This is a genomic window from Gordonia terrae, from assembly GCF_051789125.1.
GTDB classification, from domain to species: Bacteria; Actinomycetota; Actinomycetes; order Mycobacteriales; family Mycobacteriaceae; genus Gordonia; species Gordonia terrae_A.
Genome location: NZ_CP196526.1, coordinates 826,753 through 846,649, shown reverse-complemented (window position 1 = coordinate 846,649; position 19,897 = coordinate 826,753). Strand labels below are relative to the sequence as shown.

Here is a 19,897-nt window from a genome sequence, read left to right as displayed (position 1 = left end):
AGCTTGTCGAAACCCGAAGCCCCGTTCGACCAAGTCGAACGGGGCTTCGTCGCACACGGGTCAGGTCAGTTCTCGAGCGCGCCCGACTGCTGGAGGATCCACGCCAGCTCGAAGGCGACCTCTTCCCACTGCTTGTATCGGCCGCTCACGCCGCCGTGTCCGGCCGACATCTCGGTCTTCAGCAGGATCGGGTTGTCCGACGTCGACTTGTCCTGGAGTCGCGCAACCCATTTCGCAGCCTCGGTGAACAGCACCCGGGTGTCGTTCAGAGAGGTCAGCGCGAGGATCGGCGGGTAGGGCTTCGACTCCACGTTCTCGTAGGGCGTGTAGGTCTTCATGTACTCGTAAACCTTCGGGTCGTGGAGCGGATCTCCCCACTCGTCCCACTCGATGACCGTGAGCGGCAACGACGGATCGAGGATCGAGTTCAGCGCGTCGACGAACGGCACCGACGCGAGGATGCCGTTGAACAGTTCCGGGGCCAGATTGGCCACCGCGCCGACCAGCAGCCCGCCGGCCGAACCACCTTCGGCGACCATCTGTTGCGGTGTCGTCCAACCTGATTCGACGAGGTGCCGTCCCGCGGCGACGAAGTCGGTGAAGGTGTTCTTCTTGCTGAGCTCCTTGCCGTTCTCGTACCAGTAGCGGCCCATCTCGCCGCCACCGCGGATGTGGGCGAGGACGAACACCATGCCTCGATCGAGCATCGACAACCGGGCCACCGAGAAGTACGGGTCGATACTCGCCTCGTAGGAGCCGTAGCCGTACAGCAACAGGGGCGCAGGCCTGGCCGCGTCGGTCTCCTTGCGCCGCACCACCGACAGTGGGATGCGGGTGCCGCCGTCGGCAACAGCCCACTCACGGGACTGCACGTAGTCGGCCGGATCGTAACCGCCGAGGACGGGCTGACGCTTGAGCAGCGTCCGTTCACCGGTGGCGACGTCGAGTTCGAACAACTCGGCCGGTTCGATGAAGCTGCCGTAGCCGATCCGCAGCTTCGGAGCGCTCCACTCCGGATTGGCCGCGAGGCCCGCCGAACTCAACTCCTGATCAAAAGCCACCTCGACGAAGTCCGACTCCGCCGGGATGCCGTCGACCTGCCGTAGATCGGCGATCGCCAGGCGCGGCAGCGCATCCCGCCGGTAGGACAGGACGAGGTGGTCGGCGAAGGCGTCGAGGTCCTCGATGCGTCGCTGCGGGTCGTGTGCGATGAGCTCGCGACGGGCGGACGGGTCGTCGACGGGTGCGAGGTCGATGGCGAAGTTCTCTGCCTTCTGCCCGTCCCGGACATCGTTGTGCACGATGACGAGGTAGTCGTCACCGCCGATGACCGCATGCTCGACGCTGTACTCCACACCGTCCACACGTGTTGCGACGCTGACGAATTCGCCGGTGGGATCGTCGGCGGGGAGCAGGTAGCTCTCCGAGGTGATCTTCGATCCGACCCCGATGACGAGATACTTGTCGCTGCGGGTGGTGCCCATGCCGACCCAGAACCGCTCGTCGGGCTCGTGGAAGACCTTCACGTCGTCGGTTCCGGCGCCGATGTCGTGGCGCCACACCGTGTCCGGACGCCACGCGGCGTCGACCGTGGAGTAGAAGACGTGTCGGGCATCGGCCGACCACACCGCACTCCCCGACGTGTCGGGAACCTCGTCCGGCAGCAGCTCACCGGTGCGAAGATCTTTGATGCGCAGCGTGTATCGCTCGTCACCGACGACGTCGGTGCTGTAGGCGAGCCAGTCGCCGTCGTCACTGACGGTCAGCGCGCCCAGGCTGAAGAAGTCGTGTCCCTCTGCCTCGACATTGGCGTCGAGCAGGATCTCCTCGCCGGGGAGCGGATCGTCGCCGACCTCCGGGGGTACCCAGTCGTCGTCGGATCGGATGGGGCACCGGCAGGACGTCGCATACTGCTTGCCCTCATGGGTACGCCCGTAGTACCAGAACCGCCCGCGCCGGTTGGGCACCGACATGTCGGTTTCCTTGGTGCGGCTCTTGATCTCCGCGAAGATCTGCTTACGCAGGTCGGCCAGCTGGGCGGTGTGCGACTCGGTGAACGCGTTCTGCGCCTCGAGGTAGGCGATCACCTCCGGATCGTCCTTGTCGCGCAGCCATTCGTACTCGTCGACGAAGGTGTCGCCGTGATGGGTGCGCTCGGTGGGCACCTTCTTGGCTACCGGCGGGGTCGCCGCGGTCCGCTCATCGGTCACGAGACCACCTCCGCGCCGGGCCAATCGGCAAAGGACTTCTGCGAGATCCATTCGTAGGCATCGATGTAACGCTGACGGGTGCGGTCGACGACGTCGTCGGGCAACTCCGGCGGAGCCTCGTCGGACGCCCTGTCCCACCCGGATTCCGCACTGGTCAGCCAGTTCCGCACGATCTGCTTGTCGAAGCTCGGCTGCACCGTGCCCGCCTCGTAGGTCGCGGCTTCCCAGTAGCGCGACGAGTCGGGGGTGAGCACCTCGTCGGCGAGGACGAGACCCCCGTCGGGTCCGCGACCGAACTCGAATTTGGTGTCGGCGAGGATGATCCCACGGTCGGCCGCGACCGCCGCGCCGCGTCGGTAGATGTCGAGAGTCGCCGCGCGCAGAGCCTGTGCCAACTCCTCACCCTCCTGCTCGACGACCCGCTCGAAGCTGATGTTCTCGTCGTGCTCGCCCTGGGCGGCCTTGGTCGCCGGCGTGAAGATGGGCTCGGGCAATCTGCTCGCCTCCGTCAGTCCCGCCGGGAGCTCGACACCGCACACGGCGCCGGTAGCCTCGTAGTCGAGCAGACCCGAGCCGGTCAGGTATCCACGGGCGACACATTCGACCTGCACCATGGGCAGCCTGCGCACCACCATCGAACGCCCGACGACGCGAGCCGGGATCCTCTCGTCGTCCGGGCCACCCGCGAGGTGGTTGGGCACACCGAGTTCGTCGAACCAGAAAAAGCTCATCGCCGTGAGAATGCGTCCCTTGTCGGGGATCGCGGGACTCAGGACGTGGTCGTAGGCGGAGATCCGGTCGGACGCCACCAACAGCAGGGTGTCGGCGTCGATCTCGTAGATCTCGCGGACCTTCCCCGACGCCAGATGGCGGTAGGACTGCAGTTCAGGACGCATGGACTCGACCCTAGAGGGTGGGGCGCACCCGCGGGGCGGCAGGGACCTTCCGCGGTGCGCGCCGTCAGGGCACCTCTGACATCCTGGACCGATGGATGCGCCGCCCCACATCACCATCACCTACTGCACCCAGTGCAACTGGCTGCTGCGGGCGTCGTGGATGGCGTCGGAGCTGCTCAACACCTTCGGCACCGATCTCGGCTCGGTCACGCTGGTCCCCGGCACCGGCGGGGTGTTCGTCATCGACGTGGACAGGACGCGGATCTGGGAACGCAAGAGCGACGGCGGGTTCCCCGGCGCCGCCGAACTCAAGCGACGCGTCCGCGATGTCGCGTTCCCGGACTGGAACCTGGGGCATGGCGACCCTTCGTGACGCTCGCTCCTCAGGGAGCGGGACGACGCTGCTCCCTGAGCAGCTCGGCGGGGCGGCGCGTCTCCCTGAGCAGCGGGGCAGTGCTGCTCCCTGAGGAGCCCCGGAGCTTGCGGAGGGGCGTCACGAAGGGTCTGCGGAGAGCTAGAGAATCGGCGCGGGCGCGTAACCGGCGGCGTCGGGGTACTGCCCGATGATCTTCTCCGCAGCCGCGATGACATCGGCGACCTGCTGCTCGGCGGCTCCCACGAAGGCGGTCTTGTCGGCGAGCAGCGCGTCGAGCTGCACACGGTCGAGCGGGAGGCGGTCGTCGGCGGCGAGGCGGTCCAGGAGGTCGGGTTCGCGTCCCTCCTCGCGCATCGCCAGCGCCACCGCGACGGCGTTCTCCTTGATCGCCTCGTGGGCGGTCTCGCGTCCGACACCCGCGCGCACCGCAGCCATGAGGACCTTGGTGGTCGCCAGGAACGGCAGGTAGCGGTCGAGCTCATTGGCGATCACCGCGGGGTAGGCGCCGAACTCGTCGAGGACCGTCAAGAAGGTCTCCATGAGCCCGTCGATCGCGAAGAACGCGTCGGGGAGCGCGACGCGACGCACCACCGAACAGAACACGTCGCCCTCGTTCCACTGGGCGCCGGCCAACTCCGCTGCCATCGACCCGTAGCCGCGCAGAACCACGGCGAGTCCGTTGACACGCTCGCAGCTGCGGGTGTTCATCTTGTGCGGCATCGCCGAACTGCCCACCTGACCGGGCTGGAAGCCCTCGGTCACCAGTTCGTGACCGGCCATCAGCCGGATGGTGTGCGCCAGCGACGACGGCGCGGCAGCGACCTGCACCAGTGCCGAGACGACGTCGTGATCGAGTGAGCGCGGGTAGATCTGGCCCACCGACGTGAAGGAGCGGGCGAAGCCGAGGTGGTCGGCGACGCGCGACTCCAGGTCGGCGAGCTTGACCGCGTCGCCGCCGAGGAGGTCGAGCATGTCCTGCGAGGTCCCCATCGGTCCCTTGATCCCGCGCAGCGGGTAGCGGTCGATGAGGTCGCGCAATCGGGTGAGCGCGATCATGAGTTCGTCGGCGGCGGAAGCGAATCGCTTGCCCAGAGTGGTGGCCTGGGCGGCGACGTTGTGGCTGCGGCCGGCCATCACGACCGAGGAGTAGTCCGCGGCGCGGGCGACGATCCGAGCCAACACCGCGACACCGTGGGCGTGGACGTGCTCGAGCGACCGCAGGATCTGCAGCTGCTCCACGTTCTCGGTGAGATCGCGGCTGGTCATGCCCTTGTGGATCTGCTCGTGTCCGGCGAGGGCGTTGAACTCCTCGATGCGCGCCTTCACGTCGTGGCGGGTGACCCGCTCACGGTCGGCGATCGAGGCGAGGTCGACCTGCCCGACCACGCGTTCGTAGTCGGCGATGGCGTCGGCCGGGACGTCGATGCCGAGGTCCCGCTGGGCCTTGAGCACCGCGATCCACAGCTGCCGTTCGAGTTCGATCTTGGTGCTCGCCGACCACAGCTCAGTGAGCTCGGCGGAGGCATAGCGGCTGGCCAGGACGTTGGCAATGGCGGGCTTCGACACCCGCCCAGTGTAGGTGGCCGTCGATCAGATCCTCAAAATCGGCGAAGGGTCCACGTTCCTGCCACGGCTGAACTCAGAAGGCGATGCACGTGCCGTTGGAGCCGTATCCCTGGCGGACGCGGACGAACGTCGGCGGCGAGACCTTGCCGTTCTGCACCGCGTACAGATACTTGTCGCCGATGCGATGGGGCACCCAGGTGGTCGACGCCAGCGCACCCTGCGGTAGGTCCCGCCCGACCAACCGCGGTGGCACACCGGCCCTGACCTCGTAGAACTCGACCCACCCCGACGAGTTGACCGGCATCGTGAGCGGATACGTGCACCCGGTGCCGTAGACGGCCGACGAGAACGCCGCGGATGCATCGACGCGGCCGGCCGGGGCCGCGTGGGCCGAGGGCGCGAGCGCCGTCCCGACGAGACCCAGCGCAACGAGAACCGGTACGCCGAGAGCCGTGACGATCCCGGCCCGCCGTCGTCGACGAGGCACCGATCCCCCGCGACCGCTCCGCGCCACCGACGCGCTGTCCACGAATTGCTTGTTCGCCGGCATCCGATCCCCTCCGCCGAATGGTGACCTGACGCCCCATCGTGTCATCGACCGTCGCCTCGTGCGGCTCTTTCGGGAGCTTTCCGGGGTCGTCGGTCGCGAGCCTTTCACTCTCGCGGGGCCAAGACGTCGACGACGTCGAGCAGGGCGTCGCGCACCGCGTCGACGGGCCGGACCGCCGTCTGTCCCAGGGCACCGACGATGGCGCCGTCCTCGATGCCGATCAGCTGGGCGATGTGGACGGGGTCGGCCACGCGATGCGACTTGACGAGCACCTCGCAGTGGTGGAGCGCGAGCGACTGTCCGCGGACCGCGACGACCTCACGCAGACGCGGATAGCGGGCGGCGAGTGCGATCATCTCGTACCTGGCGGACAGCTGCTGGATCGTCGTGTCCGATCCCACGAAGACGTCCGCCAGAGCACTCGCCGTGGCGCTGCTGCCCCTGTGCCGACGCGGAAGAGCGTTGCAGCGCGCGGCGACTGCGATTTCGTCATGGCTGCACAGATTGGCGGCAGCCTCGGCCATCAGGTCGTCGAGCGAACCGAAATAGTAGGTCGTCGACGCCAGCGGGAGTTGCGCCCGTTCGGCGACCGCGCGATGACGCACGGCGTCGAAGCCGCCCTCGAGCAGCAACTCGCCGGCGGCCTCGATCAAGCGGGACCGCCGACGCGCACCCTTGGGTGTCGCCGCCGACGTCATCATGTGTTCATGCTGCCAAAGGGTCGGTACCGCCGTATTGCTTTTACGAAAGCAGCGCGCCCGCAGTCGTATTCCCGTATAAGTACCGGCCATCCTCGGCGGGGTCGCGATTCGATCGCGGACGTCAGTCGGACGTCGGACACGGGGTTTGGCCGGTCCCGCCCCCGGTTAACGTGAGCGCATGCAGTTCGACGGCCTCCACGCTGTCGCCGATTACGCGGCGCTCTACACCTGCCTGCGGCAGGTCGCGTTCGCCGACTTCCTCCGCGAACGCCTCGGCACGTTCGCCGTCCGGTGCGACCCGACCGCGCGGACGGTCGACTTCACATCCCTCGACACCACCGGGCCGGCCGGTCGTCGCGTCGTGCGGGCGCGCGCCACACTCATCGCGGTGATCGAGCCCGCGGCGATCGTGTGGGGCTGGGCCCATCCCCGCGGGGATCCGTCCGGACCCGCTTCCGCCTTGCGGGAGGCGGGCGCCCGGTTCGGCATCGACGACTTCGCCGTCCCGCGAATCGAGTTGCCGCCGAAGCTGTCTCGCGACGAAACCGCGGACCGGCGCACCGAGGCCGTCGACGTCGTCGCCGCCGCGGCCGTCGAGAGCACCGGCATCAGTCCCTACTGCACGGCACGCCTCGACGAGGGGGACGAGAGGACCGACGGGGACGACAGCGATACCGGGGACACCGGTCGGGGCGGGGACCTCGCGGTGTTCCTGCTCGACGACATCGTCCTGCCCGAGCCGAGCTTCGCCGACTTCGCGACCAGAATGCCGTCGATGATGAGATCACTTGCGGTCAACGATCATCGGGTCGCCATCCACGGCATGGCCGCGCGGCAGGGCTGGCACATCAACTGGCGAGCCGGCACCGACGGCGGCCGGTCCCCGATCTGCGATGTCACCGACGGCATCTCCGTCGCGCACGTCGAGTTCGACCGCCGCGCCCGTCCCGTCGACTTCCACTGCGACCTCGCGGACCGGGCCTGACCCGCCACCGGCGACCCGTCCGCGTGCGACCATCGGGAGATGCCGACCACCGATGGCGACATCCCCCTCCTCGTCCGGGCGATCGAGCTCGCCGCGCAGGCCCGTGCCCGAGGCGACCATCCGTTCGGAGCACTGGTGGCCGCGCCGGACGGCTCCGTCGTCGCGGAGGGTCGGAACTCCGTCGACACCGATCGAGACCCCACCGGTCATGCCGAGACCAACGTCGTCCGGGCCGTCGGCCATCTGGATCCGGCCGAACTGTCCGCATTCACGCTGTACACCAGCACCGAACCCTGCGCGATGTGCGCCGGGGCGATCTACTGGGCGGGCATCGGAACCGTGGTGTACGCGCTCGGCGAGGACGAGTTGCGGTCGATGACCGGCGACGACCCGGCCAACCCCACGCTGGCGATGCCGTGCCGGCAGGTCTTCGAGGCGGGGACTCGGAGTATCACCGTGCGCGGCCCGTACCCGCTCGACGCGGCGCGCGAGGTCCACGCCGGGTTCTGGCACCCCGGCTCCTGACGCGGACCACCGCCGCGGAGTCACCAATACGCATCTCGCGCAGCGCATCGAGTACACGCTCGGTGTCCTCCGAACAGACCCCACCGAGGGCGGGAATGAGACAGATCTCTCAGATACAGGCGCGCCCGCGAACGTGACGTTGCCACGGAGCGGGGGTCGGCGATTACCCTGTTGACTCGATGACCGACGTGCCAACCCACCCCCGCGACACCGACGAGCGCACCTCCGCCCGACCCGGGCACTACACCGCTGCCCGCGTCGGACGTCGTGCCGTGCTCGCAGCCGGACTCGGGGCGACGGCCCTCGGGGTCGCGGCGTGCGCCGATTCGGCTCCGCCGACCTCGGTGCAGGCCCGCAACATCGAGGGCCGTGCGGACGACGAACTGCCCGTCGAGGCGTCCCCGCCACCCGTCACGAGTGGCCCACCCCTGGTCACCGGGAGCTTCCGTTCCGCGCGGATGGGTGGCCGCGACACGCGCTGGGCTGTCGCCCGGCCGAACGGGGTCACGGGCAGGCTCCCCGTCGTCGTCGTCCTGCACGCGCTGAACACCAACGAGAAATCGATCTTCGGACCGAAGCTCGAGATGCAGACGGTGATGCAGCAGTACGTCGACGCCGGCAACGCGCCGTTTGCCCTCGCCGCCGCCGACATCGGCCGCAACTACTACCACCGGCGCACCGATGGCACGGACGGCGGCGCGATGGTGCTCGACGAATTCCTGCCGATGCTCGCGAGCAACCCCGACCTCAACCTGTCCACCGACCGGATCGGTCTGTTCGGATGGTCGATGGGCGGTTACGGCGCCCTACGGCTCGCCGCCATGCTGGGGTCCCCGCGCGTCGCGGCGGTCGCGGTGAGCTCGCCGGCGATGTGGGCCGATCCGCGCAACTTCCCGCCGCGCGCCTTCGACAGCCTCGCCGACTACCAGGCCAACTCGCTGTTCGGTGCACAGCCGAAGTTCGCGAAGATCCCGCTCCTGATCAACATCGGTTCGAGCGACCAGTTCTACACCTACACCCGCCAGTGGGCCGCGGGCCTGCGTCCCCCGGCCGCCTTCGGTACCGCGGCGGGCGGTCACACCAACCGGTACTGGCGCAGCGTCCTGCCCGAGCAGGTCGAGTTCCTCGGCCGCAATCTCGCGGTCTGACCCACGTTCGCTCACTGATTCCGTTCCCGCTCACCGGATTTCGGTGAGCGGGAACGGATCCGGTGAGCGGCTCAGATGCTGATGCGACCTTCGAGGGCGTTCCGGCCGATGTCGGTGCGGAAGTGTGAACCGGGGAGTTTGATCTTCTCGATGCGCGCGTAGGCCTGTTCGCGGGCCTCGGCGAGGTCGGCGCCCGTGCCGACCACGGCGAGTACACGTCCGCCGGCGGAGACGATCGCGCCGTCGGTGTTGCGTGCGGTCCCGGCGTGCAGCACACCCGTGGCCTCGGCACCGGTGATGACGTCGCCGGTGCGCGGCTTGCCGGGGTAGTACTCGGCGGCCACCACGACGGTGACGGCGGCACCCTGCCGCCATTCGAGTGGCGGCAGGTCGGCGAGGGTTCCGGTTGCCGTCGCGTGCAACGCCCGGCCGAGCGGGGACTCGAGGAGCGCGAGGACCGCCTGGGTCTCGGGATCGCCGAAGCGGCAGTTGAATTCGACGACGGCCGGTCCGTCCTGCCCGATCGCCAGACCGGCGTACAGCAACCCGGAGAACGGAATTCCTCGCCGAACCATCTCGGCGGCAACGGGTTTCACGACCTCGTCGACGATACGCCCGGTCATCTCATCCGGGAGCCAGGGCAACGGGGTATAGGCACCCATGCCACCGGTGTTGGGCCCGGCATCGTTGTCGCCGACGCGCTTGTGATCCTGCGCGGGCAGCAGTGGCACGACGGTCTCCCCGTCGACGAGACAGAACAGCGACACCTCCGGCCCGTCGAGGAAGCTCTCCAGCAGGACGGGATGGCCGCTCTCGAGACATTCGGCCGCGTGGTCGCGGGCGGCGTCGCGATCGGTCGTCACCACCACGCCCTTGCCTGCTGCGAGGCCGTCGTCCTTGACGACCCAGGTGGGGCCGAAGCGGTCGAGCGCGGCATCGAGACGCCCCGGGTTGTCGACGACCTCGGCATGCGCGGTCCTCACACCCGCCGCGTTCATCACGTCCTTGGCGAAAGCCTTGGACCCCTCGATCTGTGCGGCCGCGGCACTCGGGCCGAATGTCGCGATACCCGCGGCGCGCAGGGCATCGGCGACGCCGACGACCAACGGAACCTCGGGCCCGATGACGACGAGATCGGCGCCGAGCTTCTGCGCGAGCGCCACGACCTCGTCGCTCGACACGGCGTCGACGGCGTGGTTGGTGGCGATCGCCGCGGTTCCCGCGTTACCGGGGGCGACATGCAGATCGGTGACCGACGGATCGTTCCGGAGGCCGAGGAGGAGGGCATGTTCGCGGCCGCCCGAGCCGATCACGAGTACGCGCACGCCCATGACTCTAAACGGTGGCCCTCCGAAGGGGTCCGGGGTGCCGGACGGCGCAGCGTCGCTCAGCCGGCGTCACCCAGGCCCACGAGGGCGCGGTCCCGGCGCCGCGCACCGACCACCTCGTCGACGACGACCATGGCCACCGGCGCGAGGGTGGCTATCGCGATCGCCACGATCACCGACACACCCACCGTGCACAGGATCATCGCCGACGCGAGGACACCGACGACCGCGACCGCCTGGACCACGCTGGTGGGGTCGAATCCGAGCAGGTAACCGGTCAGCACGACGATACCGAGGCAGTAGACCGCCAGCGGCGCGACGACACTGGCGACGACCACCTCGTCGGAGACGCTGGCGTGGTGCTCGAGGTAGAGCGCCGCGACGTGCAGCCCCACCCCCACACCGACGGCCGACATGAACAGCACGATGTGCCCGTACCCCCACGGGAACGCCTTCTCCCGGTGGGCGTGCAGCACCTCGCCGCTGGGGATCACGCTGTAGATCCACCACATCGCGAACGTGGCGGTCATCGTCGTGAAGCCGAGGAGCGCAGTCTCGAACGTCCACCCGAATCCGGCGACCTGCGCCCCCAGGAGCGCGACGACGCCGACCACCCCCTCGCCGAGGGTGACGATCGTCAGGAGGCCGTATCGCTCGGCGATGTGATGTGCGTGCCAGGGCGTCCGCCCGGTCCGGGTCTCGGCGATGTAGGGCCCCATCATCTCGATCAGGACACCGATGAGCATGCCGCAGACGGTCATCACCAGCGGCATGTCGGCGACCAGCACGATCACCCACCACACCTGCGCGAGCACGGTGGCGCCCGCGTAGACCAGACAGGCACGACGGTGCCGTTCGCTCTGCGACGCCGCCCTCAACCACTGGATCACCATGCCGACGCGCATCACGATGTAGCCGAGCACCAGGACCCGGTTGTCGATGTCGCCGCCTGCGGCGACGGAGGTGAACACCGCGGGCATGCCCACCGCGATGATGGCGACGCCGATCATCTGGATCAGGGTGACGACGCGGAAGACCCAGTCGTCGGTGTCGAACGCGGACGCGAACCACGCGAAGTTGATCCACGCCCAGATGGCCGAGAAGGTGCACAGGAAGAAGCCGATGAAGGTCGCCGCGTAGTGGCCCTCCGCGAACTGGTGGCCGGCCAGGGTCGTCGCCACGGAGAAGCCCACGACGAAGACCAGGTCGTAGAACAACTCGAGGCCGGTGGCGACGCGACCGTCCTGGTGCGGATCGCGACCGGTCATCGGCCGGATGCGGGATCGAGGCGGGCGGGATCGGGTGGCCGAACCGGTGCCGCGGTCGAATGGTGTCGTGGGATCGTCGCCCGTTGTCACATCGCGACTGTAGAGCGTGCCCACCCGAGCGCGACAAGGGGGACGTGCCGGGTGCACGTCCCCCTGTCGTTCGAACCGCCTCCCGTCGAGGACGGAAGACTCTGTCAGCCGACGGGTCGGGTCAGGTCGTACATGGTCACTCCGTCGACGGTGACCGCGGTGTAGTTCTCCTGCACCCAGCTGCTGATCTGCGACGACGGGTCGGACGAGTCGCCACCCATACCGTCGCCACCCATACCTCCGCCACCCATACCGCCACCGCCGATGAAGTAGTGGATCTTTCTCGCGGCGACGAGCTCCTGGAATTCGGTCAGCGTCGGCGAGGGGTCGCTGCCGTTGAAGCCGCCGATCGGCATGACCGAGTATCCGGTCTCCAGTTGGTAGCCCGACGCGGACTGCGAGCCCACGGCCGCCGCGACCCAGGTGTAGTCGTCGGCATTCGCGGTGAGCTTGTCGACCATGGCCTGCGACGGCGTCGAGCCGCGGAGCAAACCGCCGGCCCCGTCACCGCCGCGGCTGATGCTGCCGCCCGGACCCCCGACCCCGGGCGCGCTCCCGGGCATTCCCTGCTGTTGCCGGCCGGGACCGCCCTGTCCACCGGGACCGCCGGGTCCGCCGAACGGGCCGCCCCGACCACCCGGTCCACCGGCTCCACCCGGCCCGAACTCACCCTCGACGCGGGGACCCGCGGTGACGATCGATCCGCTCTTCTCGGTGGCGATGGTGTCCACGGTGTAGGCCACGGGGCCTGCCAGACCCGCGGCGATGGCGCCTATCAGCGCAACTGCCGCGATGCTCCGCCGGTTCGCGAACACCATCGCGATCGCGGCCACCAACCCCACGGCCAGTACGGCGAACCGCAGCCAGGGCACGAAGTCGGGTGTCCGATTCAGCAGGACGAAACCCCAGATCGCAGTGATCGCCACCGAGATCCCCAGCGCAGTCCGCACCCACAGCCGATCGCGATGCGACCAGCACACCGTCGCACCCCCGGCGACCACCGCGGCCACCGCGGGAGCGAGTGCCGCCGTGTAGTACTGGTGGAAGATCCCGGCCATGAAACTGAACACAGCCATCGTCACCAGCAGCCACAGGCCCCAGACGACGAGGTAGGCGCGCCGCGGATCCGTACGCCGGGCCCGGCCGATCAGCACCAGCGCGACGACGGCCAGCACGAGTCCGGTCGGGATGAGCCAGGCGGTCTGCCCGCCCTGCGCGGGTTCGAACATCCGCAGCCAACCGGTTTCGCCCCACGCGCCGCCACCGCCGCCGGGGCCACCCGGTCCACCGGCCATGCCCTCCATCGCGTTTCCGCCACCGCCGGGGACGACGGCTCCGGTCTCGTTGCCGTTGAGCCGGCCGAGACCGTTGTAGCCGAAAGTCAGTTCGAGGATCGAGTTGTTCTGTGAGCCACCGATGTACGGGCGCGACGAGGCGGGCCACAGTTCGACGGCAAGAACCCACCAGCCGGCACTGACGATCATGGCGCCGAGCGCGGCGAACAACTGCGCGATCCGTCGCGCCCATCCGCGCGGACCGAACGCCAGGTAGGTCACCGCCAGCGGCGGAACGATCAACATCACCTGCAGCTGCTTGGTCAGGAAGCCGAAGCCCACGAAGACCCCGGTGAGCACCAGCCAGCGCCAGCGACCGTCCTCGAGACCCTTCATCATCGCCCACACCGCCGCGACCATCAGCAGGATGAGCAGTGCCTCGGGGTTGTCGAAGCGGAACATCATCGCCGCGACCGGGGTGACAGCCAGCACGGTTCCGGCGAGTATTCCAGCCCAGTGGCCCAGGTACTTTCGCGTGATCAGGTAGAGCAGGGCCACCGAGGCGACACCCATGAGCGCCTCGGGAACGAGGATCGACCAGGAGTTGACGCCGAAGATGCGAGCGCTCAGGCCCGGAATCCACAGCGAGGCGGGCGGTTTGTCCACCGTGATCGAGTTCGCCATGTCCGACGAACCGAAGAACCAGGCCTTCCACGACTGCGATCCGGCCTGGATCGCCGCGGAGTAGAAGGAGTTCGCCCACCCGTTGATCGACAGGTTCCACAGGTAGGCGATGGCCGTGCCGAGCAGCAGCGCGGCGACCGACACCCATTGGGCCCGTGAGCTCGTCGGGTTCGGTTCCGGGAGGTCCGATCCTGCCGGGCCGGGTGATGTCGCCGGCGGCGACGGCGTGACTGTCGTGCTCATGCGGCAACCTCCGCGGTAGGGCCGGATGCCTTACGGAACACCCAGCGAAGACCGACGAACCGCGTGAGCGTCGCCACCAGATTCGCGGTCACGAGGATCATCAGTTCGATGTGCTTGGTCGCGTCCGGCGCGACCGAGTGGAGGACCAGCAGCGCTCCGGACGTGACGAGCCACCCGAACAGGAACACCCCGAGCCCGAACAGCTGGTGCCGCAACGCGTTGTCGCGGCCACGGATGCCGAAGCTGAACCGACGGTTGGCCGCGGTGTTGAGCACTGCGGTGATCCCGAGCGCGACGACATTGGAGATCTGGGCTCCCAGGAAGGCGTGCAGGGCCAGGAACAACACCGCGTACGCGAGCGTCGACGCCAGCCCCACCACACAGAAACGTGCGAGCTGACCGACCAGACCATGGGGCACGCCGTCGATCTGCGGTCCGGCGGCACGGTCGCGGCCGATGGAAGCCCGCAGCTGCGCGATCGGCAACCGTCCCATCGCGAGGGCGAGGCCCACTCGCGCACAGCCTTTCAGATCCGCGATCGCGGTCGGCACGATGTCGACGGTGCTGTCGGGATCGTCGATCCAGTCGACGGGCACCTCGGCGATGCGCAGGCCGATCTGCTCGGCCAGCACGAGCAGTTCGGTGTCGAAGAACCAGCCCGTGTCGGCGACGAAGGGCAACAGTTCGCGGGCGATGTCGGTGCGCATCGCCTTGAAACCGCACTGGGCATCGGAGAATCTGGCGCCCATCGCGGTACGGAGCATCAGGTTGTACGAGCGGGAGATGAACTCGCGTTTGGGTCCGCGGATCACCCGGGACGACCGATTGAGGCGGGTACCGATGGCGATGTCGGAATGCCCCGACACCAACGGCGCGATCAGCGGCATCAGGGCGTTGAGGTCGGTCGAGAGGTCCACGTCGCAATAGGCGACGATCTCGGCGTCGCTGGCCCGCCACACCGCGTTCAGCGCGCGACCCCGCCCTTTCGCCTCGAGATGGACCACACGGATGCCGTCGATCTCTGCGGCGAGCGCGACGGCGATGGCGAGCGTGTCATCGGTGCTGGCGTTGTCGGCGATGGTGACCCGCGACGGGTACGGCACGTGCAGTCGTAGGTGGTCGGTCAGGCTCCGAACCGACGAGGCGATGTCGGCCTGTTCGTTGTAGACGGGGACGACGATGTCGAGGACCGGATTCGACGTCGAGGTGTCGGCGAGTGTGTACATCTGCGCCGTCCGGCCCGGCGGTGCTTCTGGGATCATGCGATCACAGTGGAATCCAGAACTCGGGCCACCCTGCGTGCACGCTGCCAGGTTCCTGTGAGCGGTTGCGCTCGGGAGCGGCGCGTGTGGACGGCCTGACCTCGGTGTCCGTGGTCGCCACTACATTGGGCCGCATGACCGCCACCCTCGCTCCCGACCAGCTGACCGTCGCCAACCGTGTCATCACCAGCCTGGCCGGCGACGGTGCCAGATTGCGCGAGGACCAGCTCCGCGCGGTCACCGCGCTGGCCGCGACGCCCGACGCTGCGGCGACGGGCGCCCGGGTGCTCGTCGTCCAGGCGACCGGATGGGGCAAATCGGCGGTCTACTGGAGCGCGACCGCGATCATCCGCGCCGGCGGGGGTGGCCCGACCCTGATCGTGTCGCCGCTGCTGTCGCTGATGCGCGATCAGGTCGCCGCGGCCGGGCGCGGTGGACTGTCGGCTGCCACGCTGAACTCGTCCAACGTCGACGAATGGTCAGCCATCGAGGCGCAGCTGCGAGCGGGCGACCTCGACGTCCTGCTCGTGTCGCCGGAACGGCTCGCCAACCCGGGATTCGGCCGTCGTGTCCTCGACGCGCTGGCCGGCAGCCTCGGCTTGCTCGTGATCGACGAGGCGCACGCCGTCTCCGACTGGGGCCACGACTTCCGGCCGGACTACCGCCGGGTCGCCGACGTGCTGCGCACGGTCAACCCCACCACCCCGGTCCTCGCGACCACCGCGACCGCCAACGCCCGCGTCACCGAGGACGTCGCCGCGCAGCTCGACGCCGGCAGCACCTCCGGGCCGACCCTCGTACTGCGCGGGCCGCTCGCACGAAAGTCGTTGCATCTCAACGTGCTCGACGGGTTGTCCCCCGTGCAGCGTTACGCGTGGGTCGCACAGTCCCTCCCGCAGCTCCCCGGTTCGGGCATCGTCTACGTCCTCACCGTCGCCGACGCGGACCGTCTCGTGGAGGCCATCCGGGCCGTCCACGGGGACGCATCACCCGTCGCCGCGTACACCGGGCAGCTCGACGCCGACCGCCGCCACGAACTCGAGGATGCGTTGTTGCGCAACGAGGTGAAGGCGCTGGTCGCGACGTCGGCACTCGGGATGGGTTACGACAAGCCCGATCTCGGTTTCGTCGTGCACGTCGGTTCGCCGCCGTCACCGGTCTCCTACTATCAGCAGGTCGGTCGTGCCGGACGCGCGCTCGACGACGCCGTCGTCATGCTCCTGGCCTCGCAGACCGACGACCGCATCTGGGACCACTTCGCCACCGCGACGATCCCCGACCCGGACAAGATGCGCGATCTGCTCGCCGCACTGGATGCCGCGGACGAGCCGCAGTCGGTGGTGCAACTCGAGGCGGCCACGCGATTCCGGCGCACCCGCATCGAGCTGATGCTCAAACAGCTTGCGGTGGACGGGGTCACCGACCGCACCCCCGATGGCTGGGTCGCCACGGGCACACCCTGGACCTACGACGCCGAGCACTACGACGGCGTGCTGGCCGTCCGCCGTCGCGAAGCCGACATCATGCGGTCCTACATCGCGGGACGCACCTGCCTCATGCGGTTGCTGACCGAGTCACTCGACGATCCGCAGGCGGCGGACTGCGGCCGGTGCTCGGTTTGTCGGGGGACGCTGAGCGAGGGACTCACCGGGGCCGTGGACGACGAGATCGTCCGCACGGTGACCTCCACACTGCGCCGGAGCGCACAGACCCTCGAACCTCGCAAGATGTGGCCCGGCGGCGACTTCGGCCGTCGCGGAAGGATTCCCGCCGACCTGCTCGCCGCCCCCGGCCGGGTGCTCGCACACGCCGACGCGCCCGAGTGGGTGGAGGTGCTCGCCGCGGCCCGAAACGGAGACGAGCGGGCGCTGGCCGAACTCGGCGACGCCGCAGTCGCGACGCTGTCGGCGTGGGTCCGCGAGACGGGCGTGCGCGCGGACCTCATCGTGTCGCTCCGGCTCACCGGTACCACGCTGGCCGAGACCCTGGCCGAGCATCTGCGAGCCGTCGGCAAGCGTGAGGGCAGCATCTTCCCGGTGCGTATCGGGGATCCGCCCGCCGATGCGACGGGAGCCGTCGAGGCAGCCTACTGGCGCGACCACCTCGGCGATCCGCCGGAGGTCGCGGGCCGCAACGTGATGCTCGTGGTCGACGCCAACGGTTCCGGGTGGCCGATCACGCTGGCCGCCGCCGCGCTCCGCGAGGCCGGCGCGACCGCGGTCCTACCGCTGTTGATCCACCGGACGGTCTGATCAGTCGGAGACGTACTCGCCGTAGCCCAGCGAGCGCAGGCTGGCGCGGATCTTCTCGGCCGCGGCGTCGAGGTCCTCGGGGCTGACGTTCTTGTTCGCGTTGGCGAGGTCGAAGGTCTCGAGCGAGAGCGCCGGGAAGACATGGACGTGCACATGCGGCACCTCGAGACCGGCGATCAGCAGGCCCATGCGGGGGGCGTCGAACGCATCCTTGACCGCGCGGCCCACGTTCTGGGCGACCTCGCCTAGATGTGCGAATGCGGCGGCATCCATCTGCTCCCAGTGGTCGACCTCGTTACGCGGCACCACGAGGACGTGCCCGGGGGTGACCGGCTCGATGGTGAGGAAAGCGACTGCCTGACCGTCCTTCCAGACGAATCGACCGGGAAGATCGCCGTTGATGATCATGCTGAAAACCGATGCCATGGGTCCGAGTCTAGGGGGTGAACCCGCGCGCCCGACCGTCTGCGATGCCGAGCCCGCGAGTGTTGCGCCCGGGGGTGTCGGAGGTCCATGACATCCTTTCGGTGTGAGTGGGCCAGATACTTCCCGATCGGGACGCGGCGTTCGATCCGGCGTCGGATCCAGCGACGTCCTCGCCCGCGCGCAGCGTTTTCCCCGGTTGCGGTACATGGGGTCGAAGTACCGGTTGCTCCCCCACCTCGAACGCACCTTCGCCGAGATCGGCGGGTCCACCGCGGTCGATGCGTTCTCCGGATCGGGCGTGGTGTCGTACCTGCTCAAGGCGCAGGGTTTCGAAGTCCTCAGCAACGACTTCCTCAACTTTCCGCACATCATCACCCGGGCGTCGGTGGCCAACTCGAGCGTCCGCCTCGAGCCCGAGCTCGTGGACGAGATCTGCGGTCCCGCCGCCGACGACCGCGATTACATATCCCGCACGTTCGACGGCCTGTACTTCACCACCGAGGACCGGGCGTTCCTCGACTCCGCGTGGTCACACATCGACGCGTTGCGCGGTTATCGACGCGACCTGGCGATCTCGGCCCTCGTCCTGTCGGCGGCGCGTAAACAACCCCGCGGCGTGTTCACGTTCACCGACTCCACGCGCTACGCCGACGGTCGTCGCGATTTGACGATGTCGCTGCGTGACCATTTCCGTCTCCGTGCGGCGGCGGACTACAACGCGACGGTGTTCAGCAACACCCGCGCCAGCCGCAGCGTCCGCGGGGACATCTTCGACCTCGAGCTGCCGTGGGCGGCACCGCCCGACCTCGTCTACCTCGATCCCCCGTATGCGCCGCCGACCGATGACAACGACTACATCAAGCGCTACCACTTCCTCGAAGGCCTGTCGGCCTATTGGCAGGGCATGAGCATCATGGAGAACACCAAGACCAAGAAGCTGCCCAAGCGGTTCACCCCGTTCGCCTACAAGCGCACCATCGAGGATGCGTTGCTCCGGACCTTCGAACACTTCGGTGACGCGGGTGCGATCGTGCTGTCGTATTCGTCGAATGCGTTGCCGGGCAAGGACCGTATCGTCGACCTGCTCGGCAAGGTGAAGCCATCGGTCGAGGTCATCGCGATCGATCACAAGTACAGCTTCGGCACGCACGCCGCGGCCACCCGTCGTGACGTCAGCGAGTACCTGTTCATCGGCCGGGACTGACCGGACCGGATCAGACGAGACCATGAGCACCGCCGGAGACTTCGATGATTATCTGAAATCGTTGGGACGCTTGACGTCCCACGTCGACCCGACGACGGCCACACCGGAGGCCGAACGGATCGTCGCGGCCACCGCCCGCCTCGGCGGACTCCTCGACACCGACATCACCGGCCTGGCCGCATGGGTACGTGACAATCCCACCGACGTACCCGTCCTCGGGCTCGCGGTGGGACTCTCGCAGGAGAAGCTGAAGAACGCCCTGCGCGACCGGTTCGACACCAGCGGATGGCATGCGCTGGCCCGCAGCCAGCCCGTCGAGCTCGTGACCTGGCTCGACACCGAGTTCGACCTCGTCCGGATGCTGCGGACACAACTCACGCGCACCTTCACCTTCGCCGACATCCTCGTCGCGCGGGCGGGTACCAGAGCGACCGCCACACGCGCGGGGGCGTCGGGCCGGCGCATAGAAGACGAGATCGAGGACATCGCCCGCGACATCGGACTCGACTACGTCACCCGGTCCCGATTCGCCGGTCGCAACGGGCGGACCGCTCCCGCCGACCTCATCGTCGGCGACCCCGCGTCAGCCGACATCGTCGTGGCGGCAAAGGGATTCGATTCGACCGGCTCGAAGCTCACCGATGCCGTACGCGAGATCGAGGAGATGGCCGAGGTGCGCCTGCCCACACAGCTGGTGCTCGCGGTGATCGACGGCATCGGCTGGAAGTCACGACAATCCGATCTCCGCCGCATCCATCAGTTGTGGGCGACCCGGCAGATCGACGGGATGTACACGCTCGTCGGACTGGACCGGTTCCGCGAGGATGTCACCGAGTTCGCGAAGCTACGACGACTGATCGACTGACACGGATCGGGCCGCAGCGTTCATGATTTCCTGAATTCAGGATC

General features: G+C 68.5%; 17 protein-coding genes. 7 read left to right on the top strand and 10 right to left on the bottom strand.

Annotated features, from left to right (window positions below; genetic code table 11):
* Positions 1-65: 65 nt before the first annotated feature.
* On the bottom strand, positions 66-2,210 hold the full coding sequence (locus tag ACSUZC_RS03850; RefSeq protein WP_439031601.1) for a S9 family peptidase: 2,145 nt from the start codon (positions 2,208-2,210) through the stop codon (positions 66-68).
* The gene (locus tag ACSUZC_RS03845; protein WP_439031600.1) at positions 2,207-3,106 is read right to left on the bottom strand and encodes a phosphoribosylaminoimidazolesuccinocarboxamide synthase; all 900 of its coding nucleotides are present in this window, start codon (positions 3,104-3,106) and stop codon (positions 2,207-2,209) included. Before ACSUZC_RS03845 ends, ACSUZC_RS03850 begins: the two co-directional genes overlap by 4 nt.
* 91 nt (positions 3,107-3,197) lie before the next feature.
* Between ACSUZC_RS03845 and ACSUZC_RS03840 the strand changes: the two genes are divergently transcribed.
* A complete protein-coding gene (locus ACSUZC_RS03840) occupies positions 3,198-3,479 on the top strand; it encodes a SelT/SelW/SelH family protein (RefSeq protein ID WP_439031599.1) in 282 nt (93 codons plus the stop codon).
* Between the two features lie 141 nt (positions 3,480-3,620).
* Here the strand turns inward: ACSUZC_RS03840 and purB are convergent, their stop codons facing one another.
* The 3 genes from purB to ACSUZC_RS03825 form a co-directional block, all read right to left on the bottom strand.
* A complete protein-coding gene (gene purB / locus ACSUZC_RS03835) occupies positions 3,621-5,048 on the bottom strand; it encodes an adenylosuccinate lyase (RefSeq protein WP_439031598.1) in 1,428 nt (475 codons plus the stop codon).
* A gap of 73 nt (positions 5,049-5,121) precedes the next feature.
* Complete coding sequence (locus tag ACSUZC_RS03830; RefSeq protein WP_439031597.1) at positions 5,122-5,598, bottom strand: hypothetical protein; 477 nt, start codon at positions 5,596-5,598, stop codon at positions 5,122-5,124.
* 104 nt (positions 5,599-5,702) lie between these two features.
* Positions 5,703-6,296 carry a TetR/AcrR family transcriptional regulator gene (locus ACSUZC_RS03825; RefSeq protein ID WP_238423359.1) on the bottom strand — a complete coding sequence of 198 codons (594 nt, stop codon included), beginning with the start codon at positions 6,294-6,296 and terminating at the stop codon, positions 5,703-5,705.
* A 181-nt stretch (positions 6,297-6,477) separates the two neighbouring features.
* Here ACSUZC_RS03825 and ACSUZC_RS03820 point away from each other — a divergent pair, with 181 nt between their 5' ends.
* The 3 genes from ACSUZC_RS03820 to ACSUZC_RS03810 all read left to right on the top strand — a co-directional run bounded on the left by ACSUZC_RS03820 (position 6,478) and on the right by ACSUZC_RS03810 (position 8,957).
* Entirely contained in the window at positions 6,478-7,284 is an 807-nt protein-coding gene (locus tag ACSUZC_RS03820; protein WP_439031596.1) for a DUF6882 domain-containing protein, read from the top strand.
* A gap of 39 nt (positions 7,285-7,323) precedes the next feature.
* Positions 7,324-7,809: a nucleoside deaminase gene (locus ACSUZC_RS03815; RefSeq protein WP_439031595.1), complete on the top strand. Its 486-nt coding sequence runs from the start codon at positions 7,324-7,326 to the stop codon at positions 7,807-7,809.
* A 179-nt stretch (positions 7,810-7,988) separates the two neighbouring features.
* Complete coding sequence (locus ACSUZC_RS03810; protein WP_439031594.1) at positions 7,989-8,957, top strand: alpha/beta hydrolase; 969 nt, start codon at positions 7,989-7,991, stop codon at positions 8,955-8,957.
* A gap of 71 nt (positions 8,958-9,028) precedes the next feature.
* Here ACSUZC_RS03810 and purD read toward each other — a convergent pair whose 3' ends face one another.
* The 4 genes from purD to ACSUZC_RS03790 form a co-directional block, all read right to left on the bottom strand.
* Positions 9,029-10,282, bottom strand: a complete 1,254-nt coding sequence (purD, locus tag ACSUZC_RS03805; RefSeq protein WP_439031593.1) for a phosphoribosylamine--glycine ligase — start codon at positions 10,280-10,282, stop codon at positions 9,029-9,031.
* Positions 10,283-10,344: 62 nt separating this feature from the next.
* Positions 10,345-11,553, bottom strand: a complete 1,209-nt coding sequence (locus tag ACSUZC_RS03800) for a low temperature requirement protein A (RefSeq protein ID WP_439032985.1) — start codon at positions 11,551-11,553, stop codon at positions 10,345-10,347.
* 194 nt (positions 11,554-11,747) lie between these two features.
* Positions 11,748-13,844, bottom strand: a complete 2,097-nt coding sequence (locus tag ACSUZC_RS03795) for an ArnT family glycosyltransferase (protein ID WP_439031592.1) — start codon at positions 13,842-13,844, stop codon at positions 11,748-11,750.
* The gene (locus tag ACSUZC_RS03790) at positions 13,841-15,106 is read right to left on the bottom strand and encodes a glycosyltransferase (protein ID WP_439031591.1); all 1,266 of its coding nucleotides are present in this window, start codon (positions 15,104-15,106) and stop codon (positions 13,841-13,843) included. The genes ACSUZC_RS03795 and ACSUZC_RS03790 overlap by 4 nt, the downstream gene beginning before the upstream one ends.
* Before the next feature lie 134 nt (positions 15,107-15,240).
* On the opposite strand from ACSUZC_RS03790, the gene ACSUZC_RS03785 reads away from it, so the two are divergent.
* Positions 15,241-17,358, top strand: coding sequence for a RecQ family ATP-dependent DNA helicase (locus ACSUZC_RS03785; RefSeq protein ID WP_439031590.1), 2,118 nt, complete (start codon positions 15,241-15,243; stop codon positions 17,356-17,358).
* Here the strand turns inward: ACSUZC_RS03785 and ACSUZC_RS03780 are convergent, their stop codons facing one another.
* Positions 17,359-17,784 carry an HIT family protein gene (locus ACSUZC_RS03780; protein WP_439031589.1) on the bottom strand — a complete coding sequence of 142 codons (426 nt, stop codon included), beginning with the start codon at positions 17,782-17,784 and terminating at the stop codon, positions 17,359-17,361. It abuts the gene before it with no gap.
* Between the two features lie 205 nt (positions 17,785-17,989).
* On the opposite strand from ACSUZC_RS03780, the gene ACSUZC_RS03775 reads away from it, so the two are divergent.
* Positions 17,990-18,988 (top strand): DNA adenine methylase, encoded by a 999-nt coding sequence (locus ACSUZC_RS03775; RefSeq protein WP_439032984.1) that lies wholly within the window; start codon positions 17,990-17,992, stop codon positions 18,986-18,988.
* A 22-nt stretch (positions 18,989-19,010) separates the two neighbouring features.
* Entirely contained in the window at positions 19,011-19,853 is an 843-nt protein-coding gene (locus ACSUZC_RS03770; protein WP_439031588.1) for a hypothetical protein, read from the top strand.
* The last annotated feature ends 44 nt before the right edge of the window (positions 19,854-19,897 follow it).